This window comes from Burkholderia gladioli, from assembly GCF_000959725.1.
GTDB classification, from domain to species: domain Bacteria; phylum Pseudomonadota; class Gammaproteobacteria; order Burkholderiales; family Burkholderiaceae; genus Burkholderia; species Burkholderia gladioli.
Map to the genome: position 1 here is coordinate 1,155,149 of NZ_CP009323.1, position 22,116 is coordinate 1,177,264.

19 protein-coding genes and 2 pseudogenes are annotated in these 22,116 nt (G+C 65.8%); 7 read left to right on the forward strand and 14 right to left on the reverse strand.

The genetic code is table 11. The annotated features are described in order from the left end of the window. Positions 1 to 108: 108 nt before the first annotated feature. Together BM43_RS22060 and BM43_RS39290 are read left to right on the forward strand one after the other, a co-directional pair. Positions 109 to 1,071, forward strand: a pseudogene (locus BM43_RS22060) (magnesium chelatase domain-containing protein); the annotation flags it as partial. Next, positions 1,037 to 2,566: a recombinase family protein gene (locus BM43_RS39290; RefSeq protein ID WP_042285097.1), complete on the forward strand. Its 1,530-nt coding sequence runs from the start codon at positions 1,037 to 1,039 to the stop codon at positions 2,564 to 2,566. The pseudogene BM43_RS22060 and the gene BM43_RS39290, both read left to right, overlap by 35 nt. On the opposite strand, the gene BM43_RS22070 is transcribed toward BM43_RS39290, so the two are convergent. From BM43_RS22070 to BM43_RS22110, 7 genes are all read right to left on the reverse strand, one after another. Continuing rightward, positions 2,559 to 3,458: a hypothetical protein gene (locus tag BM43_RS22070; protein ID WP_036049092.1), complete on the reverse strand. Its 900-nt coding sequence runs from the start codon at positions 3,456 to 3,458 to the stop codon at positions 2,559 to 2,561. The two genes, BM43_RS39290 and BM43_RS22070, sit on opposite strands and share 8 nt — an antisense overlap. 28 nt (positions 3,459 to 3,486) lie before the next feature. Further along, on the reverse strand, positions 3,487 to 3,795 hold the full coding sequence (locus tag BM43_RS22075; RefSeq protein WP_036049090.1) for a hypothetical protein: 309 nt from the start codon (positions 3,793 to 3,795) through the stop codon (positions 3,487 to 3,489). Positions 3,796 to 4,035: 240 nt separating this feature from the next. Then, positions 4,036 to 4,248 carry a hypothetical protein gene (locus BM43_RS22080; protein ID WP_036049086.1) on the reverse strand — a complete coding sequence of 71 codons (213 nt, stop codon included), beginning with the start codon at positions 4,246 to 4,248 and terminating at the stop codon, positions 4,036 to 4,038. A gap of 298 nt (positions 4,249 to 4,546) precedes the next feature. Beyond that, a complete protein-coding gene (locus BM43_RS22085) occupies positions 4,547 to 4,978 on the reverse strand; it encodes a hypothetical protein (RefSeq protein ID WP_036049085.1) in 432 nt (143 codons plus the stop codon). A 502-nt stretch (positions 4,979 to 5,480) separates the two neighbouring features. Further along, the gene (locus BM43_RS22095) at positions 5,481 to 5,678 is read right to left on the reverse strand and encodes a hypothetical protein (RefSeq protein WP_036049079.1); all 198 of its coding nucleotides are present in this window, start codon (positions 5,676 to 5,678) and stop codon (positions 5,481 to 5,483) included. Positions 5,679 to 5,687: 9 nt separating this feature from the next. Continuing rightward, on the reverse strand, positions 5,688 to 6,056 hold the full coding sequence (locus BM43_RS22100; protein WP_059443139.1) for a hypothetical protein: 369 nt from the start codon (positions 6,054 to 6,056) through the stop codon (positions 5,688 to 5,690). Between the two features lie 401 nt (positions 6,057 to 6,457). Further along, on the reverse strand, positions 6,458 to 7,018 hold the full coding sequence (locus BM43_RS22110) for a recombinase family protein (RefSeq protein ID WP_036049072.1): 561 nt from the start codon (positions 7,016 to 7,018) through the stop codon (positions 6,458 to 6,460). Between the two features lie 431 nt (positions 7,019 to 7,449). Between BM43_RS22110 and BM43_RS22115 the strand changes: the two genes are divergently transcribed. Together BM43_RS22115 and BM43_RS22120 are read left to right on the forward strand one after the other, a co-directional pair. Continuing rightward, the gene (locus BM43_RS22115) at positions 7,450 to 8,229 is read left to right on the forward strand and encodes a hypothetical protein (protein WP_036049069.1); all 780 of its coding nucleotides are present in this window, start codon (positions 7,450 to 7,452) and stop codon (positions 8,227 to 8,229) included. 255 nt (positions 8,230 to 8,484) lie between these two features. Then, positions 8,485 to 9,360: pseudogene (locus BM43_RS22120) on the forward strand (YifB family Mg chelatase-like AAA ATPase); the annotation flags it as partial. 345 nt (positions 9,361 to 9,705) lie between these two features. Here the strand turns inward: BM43_RS22120 and BM43_RS22125 are convergent. Further along, positions 9,706 to 10,323 carry a hypothetical protein gene (locus BM43_RS22125; RefSeq protein WP_042285101.1) on the reverse strand — a complete coding sequence of 206 codons (618 nt, stop codon included), beginning with the start codon at positions 10,321 to 10,323 and terminating at the stop codon, positions 9,706 to 9,708. A gap of 256 nt (positions 10,324 to 10,579) precedes the next feature. On the opposite strand from BM43_RS22125, the gene BM43_RS22130 reads away from it, so the two are divergent. Beyond that, positions 10,580 to 11,116 (forward strand): TlpA disulfide reductase family protein, encoded by a 537-nt coding sequence (locus tag BM43_RS22130; RefSeq protein ID WP_025097055.1) that lies wholly within the window; start codon positions 10,580 to 10,582, stop codon positions 11,114 to 11,116. Between the two features lie 120 nt (positions 11,117 to 11,236). Here the strand turns inward: BM43_RS22130 and BM43_RS22135 are convergent, their stop codons facing one another. The 3 genes from BM43_RS22135 to BM43_RS22145 are packed head-to-tail and all read right to left on the reverse strand — an operon-like array spanning position 11,237 to position 15,987. Next, positions 11,237 to 12,601 (reverse strand): sigma-54-dependent transcriptional regulator, encoded by a 1,365-nt coding sequence (locus BM43_RS22135; protein WP_036049065.1) that lies wholly within the window; start codon positions 12,599 to 12,601, stop codon positions 11,237 to 11,239. Between the two features lie 56 nt (positions 12,602 to 12,657). After that, on the reverse strand, positions 12,658 to 14,697 hold the full coding sequence (locus BM43_RS22140; RefSeq protein ID WP_036049063.1) for a sensor histidine kinase: 2,040 nt from the start codon (positions 14,695 to 14,697) through the stop codon (positions 12,658 to 12,660). A gap of 3 nt (positions 14,698 to 14,700) precedes the next feature. Beyond that, on the reverse strand, positions 14,701 to 15,987 hold the full coding sequence (locus BM43_RS22145; protein WP_036036300.1) for a dicarboxylate/amino acid:cation symporter: 1,287 nt from the start codon (positions 15,985 to 15,987) through the stop codon (positions 14,701 to 14,703). 169 nt (positions 15,988 to 16,156) lie between these two features. Here BM43_RS22145 and BM43_RS40715 point away from each other — a divergent pair, with 169 nt between their 5' ends. Beyond that, positions 16,157 to 16,345, forward strand: coding sequence for a hypothetical protein (locus BM43_RS40715; RefSeq protein WP_124083955.1), 189 nt, complete (start codon positions 16,157 to 16,159; stop codon positions 16,343 to 16,345). Positions 16,346 to 16,427: 82 nt separating this feature from the next. Here the strand turns inward: BM43_RS40715 and BM43_RS22150 are convergent, their stop codons facing one another. The 3 genes from BM43_RS22150 to BM43_RS22160 are packed head-to-tail and all read right to left on the reverse strand — an operon-like array spanning position 16,428 to position 20,966. Beyond that, the gene (locus BM43_RS22150; protein WP_042285104.1) at positions 16,428 to 17,552 is read right to left on the reverse strand and encodes an acyl-CoA dehydrogenase family protein; all 1,125 of its coding nucleotides are present in this window, start codon (positions 17,550 to 17,552) and stop codon (positions 16,428 to 16,430) included. Positions 17,553 to 17,568: 16 nt separating this feature from the next. Continuing rightward, positions 17,569 to 18,777 (reverse strand): acyl-CoA dehydrogenase family protein, encoded by a 1,209-nt coding sequence (locus BM43_RS22155; protein WP_036049057.1) that lies wholly within the window; start codon positions 18,775 to 18,777, stop codon positions 17,569 to 17,571. A gap of 50 nt (positions 18,778 to 18,827) precedes the next feature. Next, a complete protein-coding gene (locus BM43_RS22160) occupies positions 18,828 to 20,966 on the reverse strand; it encodes a 3-hydroxyacyl-CoA dehydrogenase NAD-binding domain-containing protein (RefSeq protein ID WP_036049054.1) in 2,139 nt (712 codons plus the stop codon). 150 nt (positions 20,967 to 21,116) lie between these two features. On the opposite strand from BM43_RS22160, the gene BM43_RS22165 reads away from it, so the two are divergent. After that, entirely contained in the window at positions 21,117 to 22,022 is a 906-nt protein-coding gene (locus BM43_RS22165; RefSeq protein WP_017922003.1) for a LysR family transcriptional regulator, read from the forward strand. Positions 22,023 to 22,116 lie beyond the last annotated feature (94 nt).

The following is a 22,116-nucleotide window of genomic DNA, read 5'->3' on the forward strand; positions in this document are numbered from 1 at the left end:
GCGACTCCCCGCAGCACCCGCCCGCGCCACGCCGGCAAGCGCGCACCCGCTCAACGGAATCCCCGAACGGCAGCCCGAGCCTCCCTCGGCCGCCTCCAGGAGTGCCCCATGTCGCTTGCCGTCGTGCGCTCGCGCGCGCCCGCTGCCGGCCGTGCGCCGGAAGTCACCGTCGAAGTCCACCTGGCCAATGGCCTGCCCTCGTTCTCGATCGTCGGCCTGCCCGACCTGGAAGTGCGCGAGAGCCGCGAGCGCGTGCGCGCGGCCCTGCAGAACTGCGGCTTCGACTTCCCGGTGCGCCGCATCACCGTCAATCTGGCCCCGGCCGACCTGCCCAAGGAATCGGGACGCTTCGACCTGCCGATCGCCCTCGGCATCCTGGCCGCCAACGGGCAGTTGCCGCCCGGCGTGCTGGCCGGCCGCGAATTCGCCGGCGAGCTGTCGCTGACGGGCGCGCTCAGGCCGATGCGCGGCGCCTTCGCGATGGCTTGCGGGACGGCACGCGGGGAACTGGCGGAAGGCCGGCGGCGCGAGGCGGCGGCAGCGAACAATGTCGGGGCGGGTGAGGACGTCGGCGCCGACGAGGACATGGATGCTGGCGAAAGCATCGATGCAGACGAGGGCGGCGGCACGGGTGGACGCAACGACGGCAACGCCGAAGCCGGCCAGGGCGCCGCGCCGACCGGCAACGCCAGCGCCCGCCGCCGTCGCGCGCCGCGCGGCCTGCCTCCTCCATCCAGGGGACCCGAGCTGTACCTGCCGCTGGACAGCGCGGCGGAAGCCGCGCTGGTGCCGGGCGTCACTGTCTACGGCGCGCCCGACCTGCCCGCGCTCTGCGCGCACCTGGCCGGTGCCGACGAGGCCCGGCTGTCACCGATCGCCGCGCCATCGCCCGATTCAACGCCCGCAGCCAATGCTCCCGACCTGTCCGAGGTGGTCGGCCAGCAAGGCGCCAAGCGCGCGCTGGAAATCGCCGCCGCGGGCGGCCATCACCTGCTGATAGTATTCTCAACGGACCCGATTACAGCCGCTCATCGCCATGTCCAAGCCGCGCGCCTACTCCTACCTACGCTTCTCCACCCCTGAGCAACTCAAGGGGGATTCCTATCGCCGTCAAACGACGATGGCACTGGAGTACGCGACAAGGAAGGGCCTAGCACTCGATCAAGACCTCACCTTTGAGGACCTGGGTGTGTCCGCATTTCGGGGCACAAATGCTGAAGCGGGACGCCTAGCGGAATTCCTAGAGGCCGTCCGAGCTGGGCTTGTCCCGCGAGGGTCCTATCTGCTTGTCGAGGCGCTGGACCGACTTTCGCGTCTGTCACCCCGGAAAGCTGTTCGGGTGTTGGAAGACATCGTAGAGGAGGGTATCACTGTCGTGACCCTCAATGACGGCCGGGAGTACACCTCTGCGAATCTTGACGATGATCCTACCTCGCTCCTCATCGCCATTGTCCTGTTCATGCGCGCGAACGAGGAATCCGCTACGAAGAGCCGCCGCCTAAGCGCTGCCTGGGAAGGGAAACGACAGAGGGTTGAGGATAGGCCCCTTACCGCCATAACGCCCGCTTGGGTGTCCCTCAATGAGGCCAGCGGAAAGCTAGAGCTAGTCCCGGAGCGCGCAGCGATCGTGCAACGCATCTTTGATATGTACGCTGCTGGCATTGGGTATGCCCTTATCGCAGAGACATTCAACCGGGAAGGTATTCCATGCTTCGGGCGCGCGCGGCATTGGCACCGGACATACATCCGGAAAATTTTGGTCAATGATGCCGTCATCGGCATTTTCACCCCGCACCGGATCGTGCATGAGGGTGGAAAGAAAATCCGTTTGCCGCTCGAAAAAGTCCCTGGATACTTCCCTTTAGTGATATCTGAGGACCTATTCACCAAGGCTCAATCACAACTCAATGGCAATGCTGGACCAGCACCCAAGCATCGCGGCGCGGTCATATCGAACTTAATTGCTGGTCTCGCTCGATGCCCAATTTGTGGGAGCACAATGACGCGCGTAATGAAAGGCGCGGGACCGAAGAGCGGCAAACCGAAGCTCGTATGCACCAAGGCAAAGGCCGGCGCTGGCTGTCAGTATCATACGGTCCCGCTGGATAGCGTAGAAACGGCGGTTATCTCCAATGCTAGCTATGTCACCGGCACGGTGCCGAGTGGGCGGGATGGCCTGGATTCAGACCTAGATGCGGCAGAGGTCCGGATTGAAGCTACGCAGGACGAGATTGAAAACCTGCTTCGTGCCCTTGCTGTCACTCCATCTACCGCTATTGCCGAGCGTATCAAGGACCTGGAAGTATCCTTGGAGGCACTCCGGACGGAGCGTGATGGCCTCGCGGATCAGCTAATGGCAGCTAATGGCCCCCTTCTGGCAAAGAGGGTCGAGGAGCTTCGGCAAGCATTGGAGGCCGCCCCACTCGATAGGGCAAAGGCTAATGCTGCTCTTCGCGTGCTGCTCTCCTCCGTGACTGTCGATTACGACAGTGGAAAGCTGCTGTTTCAGTGGAAACACGGAGGAGAGACTGAGGTGATCTACTCGATGCCTCGTGAGGTCAGATGAGGCCCGCTCGGGCTGCTGCCTTCACATCCATCCACTTCCCATCGATCAGAACGAGGTTGCCCTTTCGCTCGTAGCCGTTCGCATCCAGAGCGCTGAGGGTCGGCGCTACGCTTTGCATGAAGCTGGTAATGAGGGGCTTATAGCCGCTCATGTCCCGGCCGTATGCCTGCTGCTGGATCGCAGCGGTTAGGGCCGCTTTGTTGCCACTCTGCTTCGCCCAGGCATAGAACGCGGGCAGTTCCTCAGCTCCCAGGCCATTGCGAGTGAGGTAGTCATCGGCCTGGGTCTGATAGGCATCGATCACGAATTGCACCCGCTGGGCCGCATCGGACGGCTCCATGCCCGATCGTTGGGCGACACCAGACACGATATCCTCCACGGTCATATCGCCGGTTGCAGCCGCGATGCCGATGGCAAGACCAGCATCCAGCGTCGAATCATCGAACGGCTCAACAGCCTTATCGACACCCTGAGCGACTTCTTCAGGCATCGATGCTGCGTCCGGGTTGGCCTCTTCGGCTCCCTCCTGGGTCACATCAGGGGCACCCTCGGAGGCCAGAACGAAACCATCCGGCGTCTCACGCAGGACACCCGCTTTCACGAAATCCCCTACCCTGCCATTCATCCCAGCCAGATTGACCACGCTATCGGCCGTGATGTTGTTAGTCGGCAGACCCATACGGTCCCGTGCCGTGCTGCGCCAGTCGTTACCATCGAACGCGGATAGGTCACTTGCTGAGACCGAACCATAGCTGCTGTCGCTCGCCACGGACTCATTGCCGCTGAGAACGATCGAGGTCACACCACCGACAAGGGTAGCTTTCGGTCCCGTGTTCAGCGTAACGCTGTCGTCGGTCGGAACGTAAGTGGAATAGCTGGCGAAGTCGCCCATGATTGTTTTCCTTGAGAAAGTAGATTGATTAGATGAGGCCGTGCTTACGGGCCTCGGAGATGCGATAGAAGGCCCCACCGACCTCCACGCGGTTGTCATCGAAGGTCTCACCCTCAAGAACACGGAAGCCGCGCATACGGAGCCCGAGGGGGCTGTACGGGTCCGGTGCTCGATAGCCCGCATCGAGGGCCTCAGGGAATAGCTCGTAGGGTTCGCTGGGGTGTTTCCCTGTAGTCAGGTATCGACCGTCATCAGCCTGGATAACCTTCCCCATCTGAATGAAGGCTCGAACACTGGCGGTCATACCATCCACCTGGACAATGGTGTCTTCGGTCATTCGGGAGCGTGCTCGGGCTCGATTACACATCCCTCCTCAGGGAGTGGTAGGGATGCTAGGCGGGCTCGAAGCTCGTAGCCGACCAAGCCAGAGATGAGAGACTTGAGATGAAACGTGTTGGTCGGAAACTCCAGGAATTTATCGAGGCGCTCATGGAGGTCCTCTTGAGGCCGTTCACGGCGCGCAGTCCTGCGAATTTCCTTGTTGGTGATTTCCTGGAGGGGGATATCGGCTACAGCATCAGTGCGGGGCATCAGTGGGGACCTCTTGATCGAGATAGGCGGTGAACGAAGCGAACTCCTCCAGTGATCGGAGATTCTTTTCTTGCTGCTTGAGCCGGTGATTGGTCTCCCTGAGAAGGGCGGCGCGGTATGGGTCGATCAGCTCGGCCGCATAGTTCTCCCGCATCTCTCGAAGGATTTCGATCTTCCGGCGAGTCTCGGTAATGGACATATGCACAGGGCTCGCATAGGGACTCCCTGGCGGCTTCATAGAGGCTCGCCAAGGGCAGGTAAACGGAACAGGGTGAGGCGGCTGTGGGGGCCGATTTGCGGACCCCTTAAGGGTCCCTGAGGGTTGAGACCAAAGGCCGCTTACGCGGGGAGACCAAGGATGTAGAACATCATCATGGTCACGTCGAAAGAGAACATCCTCTGTCTGTCGAATCTGGAATGTTCGAATCTGGATATTGAATCTGAATAGCTTTCCGGTCGCTAAGCGAAGCAAAAGCGAAAGAAAACCGGTCGGTTTCCTAGAAGTCCACCGAAGGGGCCTCTGGAATGTACTCAGATTCCTTGCCAGTCGTGGCTTTCGAGGGTCTTCCGCCCTTCCTGCCATTGTCCCGGTTCGCCTCAGAAACACTCACTGCTCGATTCCACTCGAAGCGCTGCACGGGATCAAAGATCATTTCCCCTTCACGTTGAAGGAGGCCAAGATCGATGAGGATGTCGAGCTTCGGGATGGTCTTGCCAGGGATTCTCAGGCGCTTGCGAAGGGTGGATTCATCCATCATCACGCCTTCTACTGTCCATAGCTCCGTGCGGATGATGTCGAACCAGCCCCGCTCCAGCGGCTTGAGGCGCGCCATACGAGACCCATGGTCTGTCCAGTTGAAGCGCTGGAACGGCATTCGTTTATTGACGGTGTAGGTGATAGCTGCGTCAGGCTCGGTCTGCTGCGTCATACCATCTCCGGCTCGCCATTACTGCCGCAACTGCGGGCGCGTGCTGTCGAATGTGGTAACTGACCAGCATCTGGGTCATACCCAGTTCATCGGCAATCTCTCGCTGCGTTCGCAAATTGCTAGCCGTCAGTTCCCCAAGAGGGTCCCTAAGGTGCCCACCTGAGGCAATGTAACGGAGCAAGCGGTCTTTCTTCGGTGCCGGGTGGTATTCCGCCGCGTCTCGTTCGGACAGCACTGTGGCCACCTCGGGGAACTCACGGCGCACCAGTAAGCTCACGTCGGCGGAACTACGGAGACCGACCTCCTCAGCGATCAAGGTCTGCGTCTTGAGATTCTGGAGCGTCAGGGGCTGGGTGCGATCGATGAGGTAGTGACCGCCTCGAAGGTAACGGCGTAAGCGGTCGAGCTTGGCCCCGTGGCGTTCTTTCTTGGGTGCCTTCGGGGTCACTCTCAGGGAGGCGTTCTGGTGCGCCTCTGTCGTTGTCATTTGCATAGTGGTCGATCAGTATTGAGTCGTGAAGGTAACGACGATCACGTCATCTTGGTTGGTCGCCACATCAAGCTCGATCCCGTTCGGGGTGGAGACAAACGTAGCTGTCTCACCATTCACGGTCACGCTCTCAACGGGAGCCGTGCGGTCAGCCGGGAGGCCGACGAAGGTTTGCCCTTGGCGGGCATGTTCGGTGTGCTGTTTGCTCATGGCTGTTCCTTAGGCGAGCTTGTGGAGTTCAAGGGCTTCACGCTCAATCGAGGCGGCGTCCATGTGTGTGAGGCTGTCCAGGTAGAGGTACAGCGCACGACGAACGATCAGGCTCCGAGAGGGTTGATAGGCATCCTTGATGAGCATCTCGGGGCGGGCCTGTGCGGCACGCAGTTTGTCAGCCAAGCGGCTCTCAATGCGAACCCGGAGGCCGTCCGATGAGTCGCCCGGAATGCGGCGGGAGTAAAGCTTCGATGGCGCGGACATAGTTGTTCCTTCGTTGAAGACGAATTCGAAATTTTTAAAGGGGAACCTCATGGGGCACTGAAGAGGCCACATGGGTGAAGAGACAGGGGAAACGAACAGGTAATCCCACATCCGCGTTTCGTAATGTGGAATACTGGGTGAGCGGCCCACCGGCAGGGAATGAAGCTACCGGTAGGCGCTCAAGGGATGCCCTCAAAGCTGCTCTCAATGGGGGCACTGGAAGAAGCCCCTGGGGGTGGGCTCCGTCTATCCTGTTGTCCGCTATCGAGGCCAGTGGCCTTGTCGCTGGTTGGAATGTATGGGCGAGGTGAGCGGACGCTTCTGGCCCTATTGTGTCACCTCGACATTCTCTCCAGGGAAACCCTAGGGTTCATCGCTCCGGTATTCCTAGTGTGAGGGGACGACATCCCCGCCCCTGGATGGGCATGCCCTGCCGCAAGCCTCGCCTGCCGTATCCTAGTGTCGGACATCGATAGCTGGAGGCTGCTAGCCTTATCGTCGGGTAGTCAAACTCAAGCGGCCTTGAGGTACTGGTAGAGCGTCTCCCGGCTAATACCAAGGTCTCGGGCAATGGTCGCCTTCGGTTCCCCGTCGGACGCCCGCTGGCGAAGCTCGGAAACCTGCTCGGGGCTTAGTGCCTTCTTGCGTCCCTTGTAGACTCCCTTCTCCTTGGCAATCGCGATGCCCTCGCGCTGTCGCTCCCGGATCAATGCCCGCTCGAACTGGGCGAAGCCGCCAAGCATGGTCATCATCAAGGTTGCCATAGGGTCATCGCTCTGGCCGCTGAAGGTGAGCCGCTCTTTCACGAACTCCACACTCACATGCTTGGCAGTCAACTCCCGCACCATGCGGAGTAGGTCCTCTGTATTCCGGGCCAAGCGATCCATGCTGTGGACGATAAAGGTGTCGCCCTCTCGGAGAAACCGGAGGGCTTCCTCTAGCTGGGGCCTGTTGGTGTCCTTGCCGCTGGCCTTGTCTGTGAACGTCCGATCCAACGTCACGCCGTCTAACTGGCGCTCGGTGTTTTGGTCGAGGCTGCTCACCCGGATGTAGCCTACTCGCTTGCCGTTCATGTCGGTCCCCAGAGGAAAGTGTCAGAGTAGAATCTATGACCCTTCTTGCCATGTGTCAAGTAATTCGAAATTTAACCCTATCCTGACGCATTGTCGAAGGATGCCTGACAGTCAGGTTTGACTACACCCCAGCCTGACAGAAGCTATGCCGGGTTGACCCGCACCTCCCCAAGCGATCCCCTCTGGCCACCAGACGATATCCATCGCCACCGGCTCGCAATGTCACACCGCTAGATTGAGCCGCGCGCGTGTCTAGTGGGCCGCGCACACGTTACGCGTTTCAGGCGCGCCCACACGTTACGCGTTTCAGGCGCGCCCACACGTCACGCATTTCATGCGCGCGAGGAGGGCCTAGGGGGGATAATCGGAACCGGAAATTTCGAGGTGGGCTTTCACATTTTTCGCCCAAAACCTTTCCCTAGGAGACTTGAATGTCTATGAGTCTGGTAATAATGGGCATGGCCAAGAACATGGCAATGAAACAAGCCCAGGAATTCGTTAAGAAGAAGGTCATCGAGCGCTGGTCACAGTACCGCGCCGATAAATTCTATGAAGCGTTCCTGTACGAAGTAGCGAAGCAAGCAGATTCCAAGTTCCAATCGGCATCGCTAGATGACCTCCTGGAGAAAATCGGTAAGCGCGACACCGCGACCTCAGCAATCTGGGATGCCTACCGCCATGTCTGCCTATCTGCGTCCAAAGAAATCGGGCCGCGCGTCATCGGCTTGTTAGTCGCGGAAATTGTTCAAGAAGACCGGACAGCAGACGAATCAGAAGAGCGCTTATTTCAGGCAGCAGAAAATCTCACGGATGCCGATTTTGAGAGCTTCGTAGAATATCTGCGAGAGGCTAGGAGCAAACCCATTGGAAAACCGCTTCGCTTCGCGCGCGCGCATGAAAATGTCTACCAAATTGAGGAGCAAGTTTCATGGACCGAATATATGACTGGAGCTTTTGAAAGTCCGCACCCCATTAACCTAGGAGATTCTCTCGGCCTCTGGGCGGCTCGCCTCAGATTGCTTGGAATCATCCTAGAAGATCGCATCGAGGAAACGCACAAGGTAGCGGACGATTCCGAACGTTATATTGACGGAGATAAACAGGTTCGCATTATCCATGACTATTTGGTGGTCAAACGCGAATGTGACCGATTGATGGAGTTGGTAGAACGGGCAATGGAAGTTCGCGCGTTGTCCGAAGCAGTGGGCTAATCACGGCCATCGACATCTCGGCTCTGCCAGTTCGCCCGTGTGGGGCCGCTAGGGGTGTCTGTAAGCACGCCCCACAAGATAAGCCCAAGAAACGCCGCTACCAGTAACCCCGACACGGCCATCACAACGAAGGGCATCACCTTCAGAAGAAGGCAGTACAGGCCTAACCCAACAAGGGCCGATAAAGGTTTCACGGGCATCCCCTTTTGAATCATTCTAGGTGACTCCCAAGAAATTCCCTTGGGGTCTTGTGAAAACAACATGCTGATGATCGGCCCGCCCGGCGCCGGCAAGTCGATGCTGGCCGCGCGCTTGCCGGGGCTGCTGCCGCCCATGACCGACGAGGAGGCCCTGGTTTCGGCGGCCCTGCTGTCGGCCAGCCGCGTGGGTTTCTCGCCCGCTTCATGGCGGCGCCGGCCGTTTCGCACGCCGCATCACTCCTCGAGCGCGGCGGCCCTGGTCGGCGGCCGCAATCCCCCGCAGCCGGGCGAGATCACGCTGGCCCATCTAGGCGTGCTGTTCCTCGACGAGCTTCCCGAATTCGATCGCCACGTGCTGGAGATGCTGCGCGAGCCGCTCGAAGCCGGCCGCATCACGATCTCGCGGGTCGGCCTGCAGGCCGACTTCCCCGCAGCCTGCCAGCTGGTCGCGGCGATGAACCCCTGTCCCTGCGGCTGGCGCGGTGACCCCTCGGGCCGCTGCCGCTGCACGCCCGAGGTGGCCACGCGCTATCTGCGCAAGCTGTCGGGACCGCTGGTGGATCGCATCGACCTGCAGGTCGCCCTGCCCGCGCTGTCGCCCGCCGAGTTGGCCGAGCGCGGCACGCGCCCGGCCGAGGCCAGCGCGACGGTCGCGCGACGCGTGGCCGCCGCGCGCGATCGACAACTGGCGCGCCAGGGCTGCACCAACCAGATGCTGGGCGGACGCGAGACCGATCGCTTCTGCCGCCCCGGCGCCGAGGGAGAGCGCCTGCTGCGCGAGGCCGGCGAGCGCTTCCACTGGTCGGCGCGAGCCTATTACCGGGTGCTGAAAGTTGCGCGCACGATCGCCGATCTTGCCGGCGATGCGCAGCCGGACGCCGCGCAGATCGGCGAGGCGATCCGTTATCGGCGCGCGATCGAGCTGGTTTGAGCCGAAATGCCTCGCTGTCAAGACTTGACTTATACACATTTACCGGTATCGATCACTCGCGCGGCGACGCATCGCGCGTACCTGGAAGAACGATCGCAAGCTACTGAATCGTCAAGTGTTTTTTCCTCGCCGAATATCAATGAAACTGGTTTGAAAGCGGCGCGATGCCGCTCTCGGGGCACGATTCGGGGGTTTGTCAACAAAGTTATCCACATCCGCTGTGGATAGCCGAAAAGCCTTGTGAAATCCGACCACTAGCGCGGTTTTCCTCGACCGGGCCTTCACTTCGTCCACACATTGCGGCAGTGCGACGCACCCTTCGGTCGCGCGCCGCGAACGCGTGCCTCAATCGAGCTTGAAGGAACCGAGGAACTGGTCGAGCGCCTCGGGCGGCAGCGGCGCATCGGCGATCGCCACGGCCTGGTAGACATGCGCGCCGCGTGCGACGAGCCGGGCCACCACGGTCTTGCCGGCGGCCGCGCCCGATGCGCCCGCATGGCCCGATGCACCGGCCGGCTCGCCGCTGAGCCGCAGCTCGATGCCGGGCGTGCTGCCGCCGGACGCGAGCGGCACCGCCACCTCGCGCTCGGCCGCCTGCGCGCGCAGGTTGCGCGACAGCCCGGCGCGCAGCGCATCGAGCACCGCGCGCTGCGTGGCCGGCCGCGCGTCGGGCAAGATCACCGTGCCGACCGCGAACACCGCGCCCTCGACATGCGCCGCCTGCATGCGCATGTCCATGCTGGCGCCGCCGATCTCGACCGGGCGCGCGTCGAGCGTCGGCTTGGCCGGCAGGTCGATGCTGTAGCCGGCCTCGCTGTGCAGGGTCCGCCAGTCGAGCGCCGGCGTGCAGCCGGCCGCGATGCCGAGGGCCAGCGCGGCGGCGATCGACAGGGCGAGGCGGCGAGCGCCCGCGGCGCGGCCTCGGGGCGCGGTCGACAGGATGCGGATTCCGAAAAGGAGCATGGCGAACGGGGAACGGAACGAGCCGCCATTATCGTCGCGGAGCCTCCCGGCGCGCGCCCGAATAGGCAACATAAGCCGCCCCCGGCGCCCTCGCGCGGCGAGGCCGAAAATCGAGCCGAAAATCGGGCCCGAAGCACCGCCGGCGCTGATGCCGGGCATCGCGAGCGCTGCCCGATGAGCGTCACGATTTGACGCTACAATGGTCGCCGCCCGTGCATGCCGCGCGGGATTCGCCCGATCCGCCGAGGTGTCCTCGATGAGCCCAGCCCCCGCTTCCTCCAGCCGCCGCGCCAGCCCGCTGCGCTATGTCGTGCTCGCCGCCGTCGCGGTGGCGATCGCCGTCGCCGGTTATTTCGCGCTGAACGGCAAGTCAAGCGTGCCCGACGCCACCTTCACCCTGCTCTCGGGCCAGAAGGTCTCCACCAGCTCGGACCTGAAGGGCAAGGTCTACCTGGTCAATTTCTGGGCGACCAGCTGCGAGACCTGCATGAAGGAAATGCCGCAGATGGTCCAGACCTACAACCGCTTCAAGGGCCAGGGGCTCGAATTCGTCGCCGTGGCGATGAACTATGATTCGCCGATGTACGTGGCAAACTACACGCAGACGCGCCAGTTGCCGTTCAAGGTCGCCTTCGACGACGGCTCGATCGCCAAGCAGTTCGGCAACGTCCAGCTCACGCCCACCACCTTCGTGGTCGACAAGGACGGCAAGATCCTCAAGCGCTATGTCGGCGAGCCGCAGTTCGCCGAGCTCGACCAACTGCTGCAGAAGGCGCTCGGCAGCAACGCCTGAACGCTGCCTCCCGAACGAGACAAGGCCGGCCGCGCCTCCAGGCGCCGCCGGCCTTGTGTTTCCGGGGCCGATTTCCCGAGCCGATGACGGCAAGCTCGCGAGCCGCCTCGAGCGCCCCGCTCAGCGCTCGTTCTCGCCCTTGGTCGATAGCCCGTAGCGCTTGATCTTCTCGTAGAGCGTGGCTTTGCCGACATGCAGCCGGTCGGCCGTGGCGGCCACCGCGCCGCCCGTGAGCGTGAGCGTGTCGGCGATCACCGCGCGCTCGAACTGCTCGACGCGCTCCTTCAGCGACTGCTCCGCGCCGGCCGCCTCGCGCGCCTCGGCGCCGCCGGCCGGCTCCACCACGCCCTCGGTCACGCCCAGCACGAAACGGTCGGCGGCGTTGCGCAGCTCGCGCACGTTGCCGGGCCAGTCGCGCTGCATCAGGCTCTCGCGCTGCCGGTCGGTCAGGTGCGGCGCCGGGCGGTTGTAGCGCACCGCCGCATCGAGCATGAAGTGCTCGAACAGCGGCACGATGTCCTCGCGGCGCTCGGCCAGCGGCGGCAGCGCGATAGTCACCACGTTCAGGCGATAGAGCAGATCCTGGCGGAAGGTGCCGGCCGCCACGTGCTCGCTCATGTCGCCCTTGGCGGCGGCCACCACGCGGCAGTTGACGCGAATCGGCTGGTTCGAGCCGAGCCGCTCCAGCACGCCGTCCTGCAGCACGCGCAGCAGCTTCACCTGCAGCGCGAGCGGCATGCTCTCGATCTCGTCGAGGAACAGCGTGCCGCCCGAGGCGTATTCGAGCTTGCCGACCCGCCGCTTGGCCGCGCCGGTGAAGGCGCCGGGCTCGTAGCCGAACATCTCGGACTCGAACATCGGCTCGGGCAGCGCCCCGCAGTTGACGGCGATGAAGGGCTTGTCGCGGCGCGGCGACATCTCGTGCAGGCTGCGCGCGATCAGTTCCTTGCCGGCGCCGGTGTCGCCGTTGATCAGCACCGAGGCGTCGGTCGGCGCGACGTTGGCGATCAGCCGGCGCACCTGCTCGATCGCCGGGCTGCGGCCGATGATGCGCGGCGCCACCACGCCCTGCACCGCCAGCTCGCGACGCAGCGCGAGGTTCTCCAGCACCAGCTCGCGCCGCTCGATGGCGCGGCGCACGGTCTCGATCAGGCGCTCGGTGGCGAAGGGCTTCTCGATGAAGTCGTAAGCGCCGTCGCGCATCGCCTGCACCGCCATGGTGATGTCGCCATGGCCGGTGACCAGGATCACCGGCACCTCGGCGGCGCGCTCGCGGCACTGCGCCAGCAGCTCCAGGCCGCTGGCGCCGGGCAGGCGGATGTCGGACACCACCGCGCCGACGCGCTCGCCGAGGATCGCCTTCTCGGCGGCCTCGGCCGAGCCGAAGCCGGCCACCTCGAAGCCGGCGAGCTGCAGGCTCTGCACGGCGGCGCGGCGCACCAGTTCGTCGTCTTCGATATAGATAACCTGCAGGCGGTTCGCCATCCTGTTTCACCCAATATGGTTCGATGCCGCGACCGGCGCGGATAGTCAAGGGATGGTCAGCGGCCGGTCGCGAAACTCTGCGGATGATGCGTGCGGGCGCGGCGCAGCGTCAAGACGAACACCGCGCCGCCCTCGGGCGCATTGCGCGCCTGCAGTGAGCCGCCCGCGTCGCTGGCGATCGAGGAGGAGATCGCGAGACCCAGGCCGAGCCCGCGCCCCATCTCCTTGGTGGTGAAGAACGGCTCGAACAGGCGCGGCAGCAGCTCGGGCGGCACGCCCGGTCCGTTGTCGGCCACCGTGATCACGATCGTGCCGGGATTCGCCTCGATGCTCACCAGGATGCGCGGCGCCGCCACCCCGGCCACCGCGTCGAGCGCGTTGCCGAGCAGGTTGATCAGGATCTGCTCGAGGCGCAGGTCCTCGCAGATCGCCACCAGGTCGGCGTATTCGAGCGAGGCATCGAGCGGCACCGGGCCCTGGCCCGGATGCAGCGCATCGTCGAGCTCGACTTCCAGGTTCACCGCCTGCAGCCGCTCGCGCAGCAGCGAGACGACGTTGCGCAGCGCGCGCGCCACCTGGGCACGCTCGTTGCGCGGCCGCGCGCGGCCCACGAACAGCTTGAGCTGGTTGGTGATCTTGCCCATGCGCTCGGTCAGCGAGGCGATCGCCTCCAGGTTGTCGCGCGCGGCGGCCTGCTCGCCGCGTTCGAGCAGCACCCGCGTGTTGTCGGAGAAGCTGCGCAGCGCCGCCAGCGGCTGGTTCAGCTCGTGGGTGATGCCGGCCGCCATCTGGCCGAGCGCGGCCAGCTTGCTGGCCTGCACCAGCTCGTCATGGGCGGCGCGCAGCTCCAGCTCGGCGCGGATCCGGTCGCCGACCTCCTTCTGCAACTGCTCGTTGGCCTGCGAGAGATCGGCGGTGCGCTCGGCCACGCGCTGGTTCAGCTCCGCGTAGGCGTTCTGCAGCAGCGCGCGGCCGCGGATCATCTCCTTGACGCGCGCGCGGCGCATGCGCCAGTAGAAGGCCAGCAGGAAGATCGAGACCACGCCGAAGCCGGTCACCACGGTGGCGTTGCGCGCGTCGGTGTCGACCGGCTCGATCGGCGCGAGCGTGACCAGTTGCCAGTCGGGTTCGCCGAGCCGGCGTTGGGTGGCCAGGTAGCGCGGCGCGCGCATGCCGGCGCCGATCCGCACGATCTCGGCGCCCGGGCCGAGCACGCGCTCGACCCGGATCGGCACCGGCGTGACCGGCTGCTGCGCGTACTGGCGCGTGGCGTAGATCGAATCGGCGACGCTGCCGGTGAGCGGCTTGAGCGTGTGGTATTTCCAGGCCGGCACCGAGGACAGGAAGATCACGCCGTGATCGTCGGCCACCACCAGCGGCTCGGAGGCGTCGGCGCCCTGGAACCATTCGAGGTTGAGCTTGACCACCGCCACGCCGACGATGCGCCCCTCGCGCCGCACCGGCTGCGAGATGTAGTAGCCGGGATCGTGCGAGACCGTGCCGATCCCGAAGAAGCGGCCCACCCCGCCCTTGATGGCGTCGATGAAGTAAGGCCGGAAGCGGTATTCCATGCCGACGAAGCTGTCGGGGTCGCGCCAGTTGCTGGCCGCCACGCAGCGCCCGTCGGCACCGATGATGTAGGTGGTGGTGGCGTGCGCGTGCCGGTTCAGGTCCTCGAGGTAGCGGTTGGCCCGCTCCACGTAGCCCGGCGTGTCGACGTTGGCCAGCACGTCCTGCACGAAGGGATGGCCGCCCAGCAGGTAGGGCAGCGATTCGTAGCGGTCCAGCGTGCTCTTGAGCGCGCTGGTGGTGCGATCGACGCGCACGCCCGCGTTGCGGCGCAGCTCGTCGATGCCGCGCTGCCAGGTGATCGTCCAGGTCAGCGCGCAGGCGGCGGCCAGCAGCGCGACGAGCACGAGCAGAACGAGCAGGCGGCGCTTCACGTTCGCGGTTTCCGGAAAATGGGAATCGCCTATTGTGGCATAGCCGCCCGCGCCAATCGATGCGGGGCCGGCCCGCTCGAACGCTCTCGCGCCGCCGGTGCCGGCCCCGCCGCGCAGCGGCGGCTTCTCGCGCGCCGCTGCTTCCTGCTTCACCTGTTACGCCTTCGCGGTGGTATCGCTGGCCGCCAGTTCGCCGTTGAGCGCGGCGCGCAGCTTGTTGCGGTCCAGTTCCTTCTCCCAGGCCGACACCACGATGGTGGCCACGCCGTTGCCGACGATGTTGGTCAGCGCGCGGCATTCGCTCATGAAGCGGTCGATGCCGAGGATCAGCACCATGCCCGTCAGCGGGATGGTCGGCACCACGGCCAGCGTCGCGGCCAGCGTGATGAAGCCCGCGCCGGTCACGCCGCTGGCGCCCTTCGAAGTCAGCATCGCGACCGCCAGCAGCGTGAGCTGCTGCATCCAGGTCAGTTCGATGTTGGTCGCCTGGGCGATGAACAGCACGGCCATCGTCATGTAGATGTTGGTGCCGTCGAGGTTGAACGAGTAACCGGTCGGCACCACCAGGCCCACCACCGAACGCGAGCAGCCGGCCTTCTCGAGCTTCTCCATCAGCTGCGGCAGGGCCGCTTCCGAGGAGCTGGTGCCCAGCACGATCAGCATCTCTTCCTTGATGTAGCCGACGAAGCGGATCACCGAGAAGCCGGTGAAGCGCGCGATCGCGCCGAGCACCACCACCACGAACACCGCCGAGGTCAGGTAGAAGGTGCCGATCAGCTTGAGCAGCGGGATCAGCGAGCCGACGCCGTACTTGCCGATGGTGAAGGCCATCGCGCCGAACGCGCCGATCGGGGCCAGCTTGGTGATGATGTGGACGATCCCGAACAGCACGCGGCTGGTGCCCTCGATGAAGTCGGTCACCACCTTGCCGCGCTCGCCGAGGTGCGCCAGCACGCTGCCGAACAGCAGCGCGATCAGCAGGATCTGCAGGATCTCGCCCTGGGCGAAGGCATCGAACATGGTGTTCGGGATGATGTGCATCAGGAAGTCGACGGTCGACTGGCCGTGCGCCTTGGCCGCGTAGGAGGCCACTTCCTTGCCGTTCAGCGTGGCCGGATCGATGTTGAAGCCGGCGCCCGGACGCAGCAGGTGGGTGGCCGCCAGGCCCAGCACCAGCGCGAAGGTCGAGACGATCTCGAAGTACAGCAGCGCCTTGCCGCCGACCCGGCCGACCTTCTTCATGTCTTCCATGCCGGCGATGCCGGTCACCACCGTGCAGAAGATGATCGGGCCGATCACCATCTTGATCAGCTTGATGAAGCCGTCGCCGAGGGGCTTCATGTCGACCGCGAGGGACGGATAGTAGTGGCCGAGGATCACGCCGACGATGATGGCGAAGATCACCTGCACATAGAGCACTTTATAGAAAGGTTTCTTCTTCACGATGAGTCCAGTTTCCAGAGGGGTGAAGTGAGCCTAGAGAACCGGCGTCACGCGCGCGGACGAATGTCAGGGGGAAGCCATTCGCCCGCGCGGCTGCCGTGCCGCAACAAGCGACGGCCTCAGACCATCCGGGGGGAAGGATACTGGTGGGGCGTCATCGGTTGTCTCCTTGCTGCTGTCGTTGTCCGGCCGGGGGATCGGCCTTGCGACAGATATACGCAAGCTCGATGCCAGCTTGGCGACAGCGGGCAAGCCATTGATTCTTATCGTTTTATGGAAATTGGCGCGGCGCACGCAATCCGATTTTCCGGAAATCCGGAAAGCGGTGCGTCCGGTATTCCGGACGATTGGGAAATAATGTGTCGGGCCGTTTACGCGACACGAGCGGAGCGGGGGCGCCGGGGCGGCCCGCCAGCCGCACCCGCACCGACACCTTCGCCTCAGCCGCGCCCCAGCGCGATATAACGCGCCAGGTGGTGATCCTCGTCGCCGAGCTGATGGTCGATCATCACCAGCCGTTTCGCGTAGTGCGAGAGCGGCAGCTCCCAGGTCATGCCGATTCCGCCATGCAGCTGGATCGCCTCCTCGGCCACGCGCGTGCCGATGCGCCCGATCGTGTACTTGGCGGCAGACAAGGCCCGCTCGCGCTGGGCGCGCGGCGCCTCCAGCGCGGCCGCCGCGTTGATCACCGCCGAGCGCGCCTGCTCGATCTCCAGCAGCAGGTCGGCGACGCGATGCTGCAGCGCCTGGAAGCTGCCGATCGGCAGGCCGAACTGCTTGCGCGTGCGCAGGTAGTCGATGGTCTGCGTCTTCACCACCTCCATCGCGCCGATCGCCTCGGCGGCCAGGGCCAACAGGCCGAAGCCGGTGACGCGCTCGAGCAGCTCGGCGCCGTCGCCGGCCAGCCGCGCGCCCGCTTTCAGTTGCACGCCGTCGAGGCGCAGCTCGGCCGCGCGGCCGCCGTCGATGCGCGCGTAGTCGCGCAGCGTCAGGCCGGGCGTCTCGCGCGGCACCACGAACAGGGCCAGGCCGTCGGCCGCGTCGTCCTCGCCGGCGAGCCGCGCCGACACCACGAAGAAGCCCGCCTGCGCGCCGTGCTCGACCACCGCCTTCGCGCCGTCCAGCTTCCAGCCTTCGCCCGCCGCCACCGCACGCGTGCGCACCCGGTGCGGCTCGTAGTGGCTGCCCGGCTCGGCATGCGCGAAGGCGGCCGTGGTGCCGCCCTCGATCAGCGCGGCCAGCCGCTCGCGCTGCGTCGCGTCACCGCCCGCCGCGATCGCGCGGCCGGCCATCAGCGCGCCGAGGAAAGGCTCGACCACCAGGCCGCGCCCGAGGCTCTCGAACACCACGGCGAGATCGAACCCGGCGCCGCCGAAACCGCCATCGGCTTCCTCGAACAGCGCGCCGATCACGCCCAGCTCGGCGAAGCGGCGCCACAGCTCGGCGTCGTAACCCGCCTCGGAGCGCGCGATGCGCTCGCGCACCGGAAAACCATAACGTTCGTCGATGAAGCGGTTCAGCGAATCGGACAGCATCCGGCGATCGTCGCTCAGCTTGAAATCCATGGGGCCTCCGTCTGCGTCACAGACCAACGATCGTCTTGGCGACGATGTTCTTCTGGATCTCGTTCGAGCCGCCGTAGATCGACAGCTTGCGGTTGTTGAAATACTGCGCGGCCGCGCTGGCCGCCTCGGCCGGGCCGATCGGCTCTTCCTCGTGCCTGCCCTCGCGATCCGCCTTGAAGGCCTCGTCGACGAAGGGCATCGCATAGGGGCCCATCGCGCGCCGCATCAGCGAGGAGATCTCCTGGCGGATCTCGGTGCCGCGGATCTTCAGCATCGAGCTTTCCGCGCCCGGCGCGCCGCCGCCCGCCACCGCCGCCAGCACGCGCAGGTTGGTGGTCTTCATGTTCTCCAGCTCGATCTCGACGCGCGCCAGGCGCGCGGCGAACAGCGGGTCCTCGGCCAGCGGCCGGCCGTTCTTCAGGAGCCGCCCGGCCACCGCGCGCAGCCGCTCCAGCGCGGCCACCGAGAAGCCGATCCCGGCGATGTTGGTGCGCTCGTAGGTCAGCAGGTACTTCGCGTAGGTCCAGCCGCGGTTCTCCTCGCCCACCAGGTTCTCCACCGGCACGCGCACGTCGGTGAAGAACACCTCGTTGACCTCGTGCTCGCCGTCGAGCAGCACGATCGGCCGCACCTCGACGCCCGGCGTGTTCATGTCGATCAGCAGGAAACTGATGCCCTCCTGCTTGCGCACGTCGGTGGCGGTGCGCACCAGGCAGAAGATCATGTTCGCGTAGTGGCCGAGCGTGGTCCAGGTCTTCTGGCCGTTGACCACGTAGTGATCGCCGTCGCGCACGGCGCTGGTGCGCACCGAGGCCAGGTCGGAGCCGGCGCCCGGCTCCGAGTAACCCTGGCACCACCAGTCCGAGCCGTCGAGGATGCGCGGCAGCCAGTGGCGCTTCTGCGCCTCGCTGCCGTACTTGATCAGCACCGGCCCGAGCATGTTCACGCCGAACGGCACGATGCGCGGCGCGCCGGCGATCGCGCATTCGTTGTCGAACAGGAATTTCTGCGCCACGCTCCAGCCCGGGCCGCCATGCTCCTTCGGCCAGTGGCTCGCCAGCCAGCCCCTGGCGTGCAGGATCGCGTGCCAGCGCTGCATGTCCTCGCGCGTGAGGTGCAGGCCGCCCCTGACCTTGCGCGACAGCTCGGGCGGCAACTGCTCGGCGAGGAAGCGCTGCACCTCGGCGCGGAACGCTTCTTCTTCGGGAGTGAAATCGAGGTTCATCGTATCGGCTCCGGTCGAGACGAAAGGGTTGACGGGATGAGGCGTCGCGCTCAGCGCGCCGGATTCAGGCTCGCGAAGCTCGCGCCGCGCCCGGCCAGCTCGACCAGCAGCGGCGCCGGGCGCCAGAACACCGGGTCCTCCTCGGCGTAGCGGCGGATCTCGCCCAGCACCTCGGCGAGGCCCAGCGTGTCCGCGTAGTGGAGCGGGCCGCCGCGATGGCGCGGGAAGCCGTAGCCGTGCACCAGCACCACGTCGATATCGAGCGGACGCAGGGCGATGCCCTCCTCCAGCACCTTGGCGGCCTCGTTGATCATCGCGGCCAGGTAGCGGCGCACGATCGCCTCGTCGCTGAACTCGCGCGGCGCGATGCCCTTGGCCGCGCGCTCGGCGGCGATGATCGCCTCCACCTCGGCATCGGGCTCGCCCACGCGCGCGCCTTCCGGGTAGCGATAGAAGCCGCGCTGGGTCTTCTGCCCGAACCAGCCGCGCTCGCAGAGGCGATCGGCGATCGCCACGTAGCGCAGCGCCGGATCGCGCGTGGCCGCGCGGCGCTTGCGGGTGGCCCAGCCGATGTCGCCGCCGGCCAGGTCGATCACCTGGTACGGGCCCATCGGGAAGCCGAAACCGCGGATCGCGCGGTCGATCTGGTAGGGCGAGGCGCCATCCTCCATCAGGTAATCAGCGGCGGCGCGGTAGACCGCGAGCAGCCGGTTGCCGATGAAACCGTCGCAGACGCCCGCGCGCACCGCCACCTTGCGCAGCCGCTTGGCGAACGCGAAGGCGGTGGCCACCACCTCGGGCGCGACCTGCGCCGGCACCACGATCTCGAGCAGCTTCATCAGGTTGGCCGGCGAGAAGAAGTGCAGGCCGATCACGTCGGCGGCGCGCTCGCCCGCGCTGGCGGCGATCGCGTCGATGTCGAGATAGGAGGTGTTGGTGGCGAGCACCGCCCCCGGCTTGGCGACCTGCGCCAGTTCCTCGAACACGGCCTGCTTGACGGCCAGGTCCTCGAACACCGCCTCGATCACCAGGTCGACCTCGGCCAGCGCGTCGTAGACGGTGCTGCCGGCCAGCCGCGCCATGCGCTCGTCGCGCGCCGCATCCGACAGGCGGCCCTTGGCGACCAGCGCGTCATACACCTTGGCGATGCGCGCGCGGCCCTGCGCGAGCGCGGTATCGTCGCGCTCGACCAGGATCACGGGCAGGCCCGCGTCGAGCACCGCCACCGCGATGCCGGCGCCCATCGTGCCGCCGCCGATCACGCCCACGCGCGCGATCTCGCGCGGTTTCGCCCCGCTCGCCCCGGGCACCCGGGCCGCCTCGCGCTCGGCGAAGAAGGCGTGGATCAGGCCGGCGCGCTGCGGGCTGTCCAGGCATTCGACGAACAGTTCGCGCTCGCGCTTCATGCCCTCGTCGAAGGGCAGCGCGAGCGCGGCCTCGACCGCCTCGACGATGCGCTGCGGCGAGAACAGCCCGCGAGAGCGCTTGGCCACCTCGGCGCGCGCGGCGTCGATGGCGGCCTGCGCGGCGGCGCGATCGGCCAGGCCCTGCGCGTCGCGCGTGCGGCGCACCGGCGCGCGCTTCGCCAGCAGTTCCTGCGCATAGGCCAGGCCCTCGGCCAGCGTGTCGTCACTGGCCGCCACGCGATCGACCAGGCCCAGCTCGCGCGCGACCTCAGCGCCGACATGGCGGCCGCTCAGCATCAGGTCGAGCGCCGCGGCCGCACCGATCAGGCGCGGTGCCCGCTGCGTGCCGCCGGCGCCGGGCAGCAGGCCCAGCAGCACCTCGGGCAGCCCCAGCGTGGCGCCCGGCAGGGCGAGGCGGTAATGGGCGGCGAGCGCCACCTCCAGGCCGCCGCCCAGCGTCGCGCCGTGCAGCGCGACCACCACCGGCTTGGCGCTGTCCTCGATGCGGCGGCAGACCTCGGGCAGCGCGGGCGGCTGCGGCGGCTTGCCGAATTCGCGGATGTCGGCGCCGGCGATGAAGTTGCGGCCCGCGCCGACGATCAGCACCGCCTCCACCGCCGCGTCGCCGGCGGCGGCCTCGATCGCCTCCAGCAAGCCGCGCCGGACGTCGGTGGACAGCGCATTGACGGGAGCATGGTCGACCGTGACCACCAGCACCTTGTCGCGGCGTTCGCGCGTGACGGTGCCGGCAGCGGCGGCAGCGGAGGGATTCGGGGCGCTCATCGTGTCTCCTGGGATGGAATCGGGCGCGCGGGCGCGTTGCGGCTCGCCTCGCGGATTCACGATTCTCGATTGATCGAGCCGGATTGACAATTTCCAGATCCTTTTACAAGCTGTCAAAGTTCTTTTGACAATCAAGCGATGGATGCCGGAATGGACCTCAATGCGCTGACCCTGCTGGTCGAGATCCTCGATGCCGGCAATCTCAGCAATGCCGCGCGCCGGCTCAAGATGAGCCGCGCCAATGTCAGCTACCGGCTCAATCAACTGGAGAAGTCGGTGGGGCTGCAACTGGTGCGGCGCACCACGCGCCGCATCGAGCCCACCGAGGTGGCGCTGCGCCTGGTCGAGCACGGCCGGCGCATCCAGCACGAACTGCTGGCCGCGCAGGAAACCGTCGCCACGCTCGGCCAGGCCCTGCAGGGCCGCGTGCGCTTGTCGGTGCCGAGCGGTTATGGGCAGATCGTGATGTCCGACTGGCTGCTGGCCTTCAAGCGCGACTATCCCGGCATCGTGCTCGACGTGGTGTTCGAGAATCGCGTCGAGGACCTGCTGCGCGACGAGGTCGACATCGCGGTGCGCGTGATGTCCGAGCCGCCGCAGAACCTGGTGGCGCGCGACATGGGCGCGGTGCGCTACGTCGCCTGCGCCTCGCCCGAGTTCGCCGCGCGGCACGGCATGCCGGCCACGCTCGACGCGCTGGCCGATGCGCCGCTGATCACCGCCACGGTGGTCGGCCGGCAACTGCGCATCGCCGCCTACCTCGACGGCGACCGCCACGAGGTGCTGCTCGCGCCCACCCTGATCTCCGAGAACTTCCTGTTCCTGCGCCAGGCGGTGCTGGCCGGGCTCGGCGTGGGCATCGTGCCGGATTACGTGATCCAGGACGACCTGCGGCGCGGCGCGGTGGTCACCACGCTCGATGCCTACCGGCTCAGCATCTTCGGCACGCGCATGGCGATGCTCTACATGCCGAACCGCCATCACACGCGCGCCACCGCCACCTTCATCGACTTCATCCTGGAGCAGGCGCGCCTGTCTGGGCGGCTGGTCGATTGAGCCGCCGGGAAGGCACGTCCCGCTCCAGCCCGGAGCGGGCGAGCGGCCCCGCGCGCCAAGCCGCCTGACGCTCCGGCCGGGCGGCTCGCGCCTC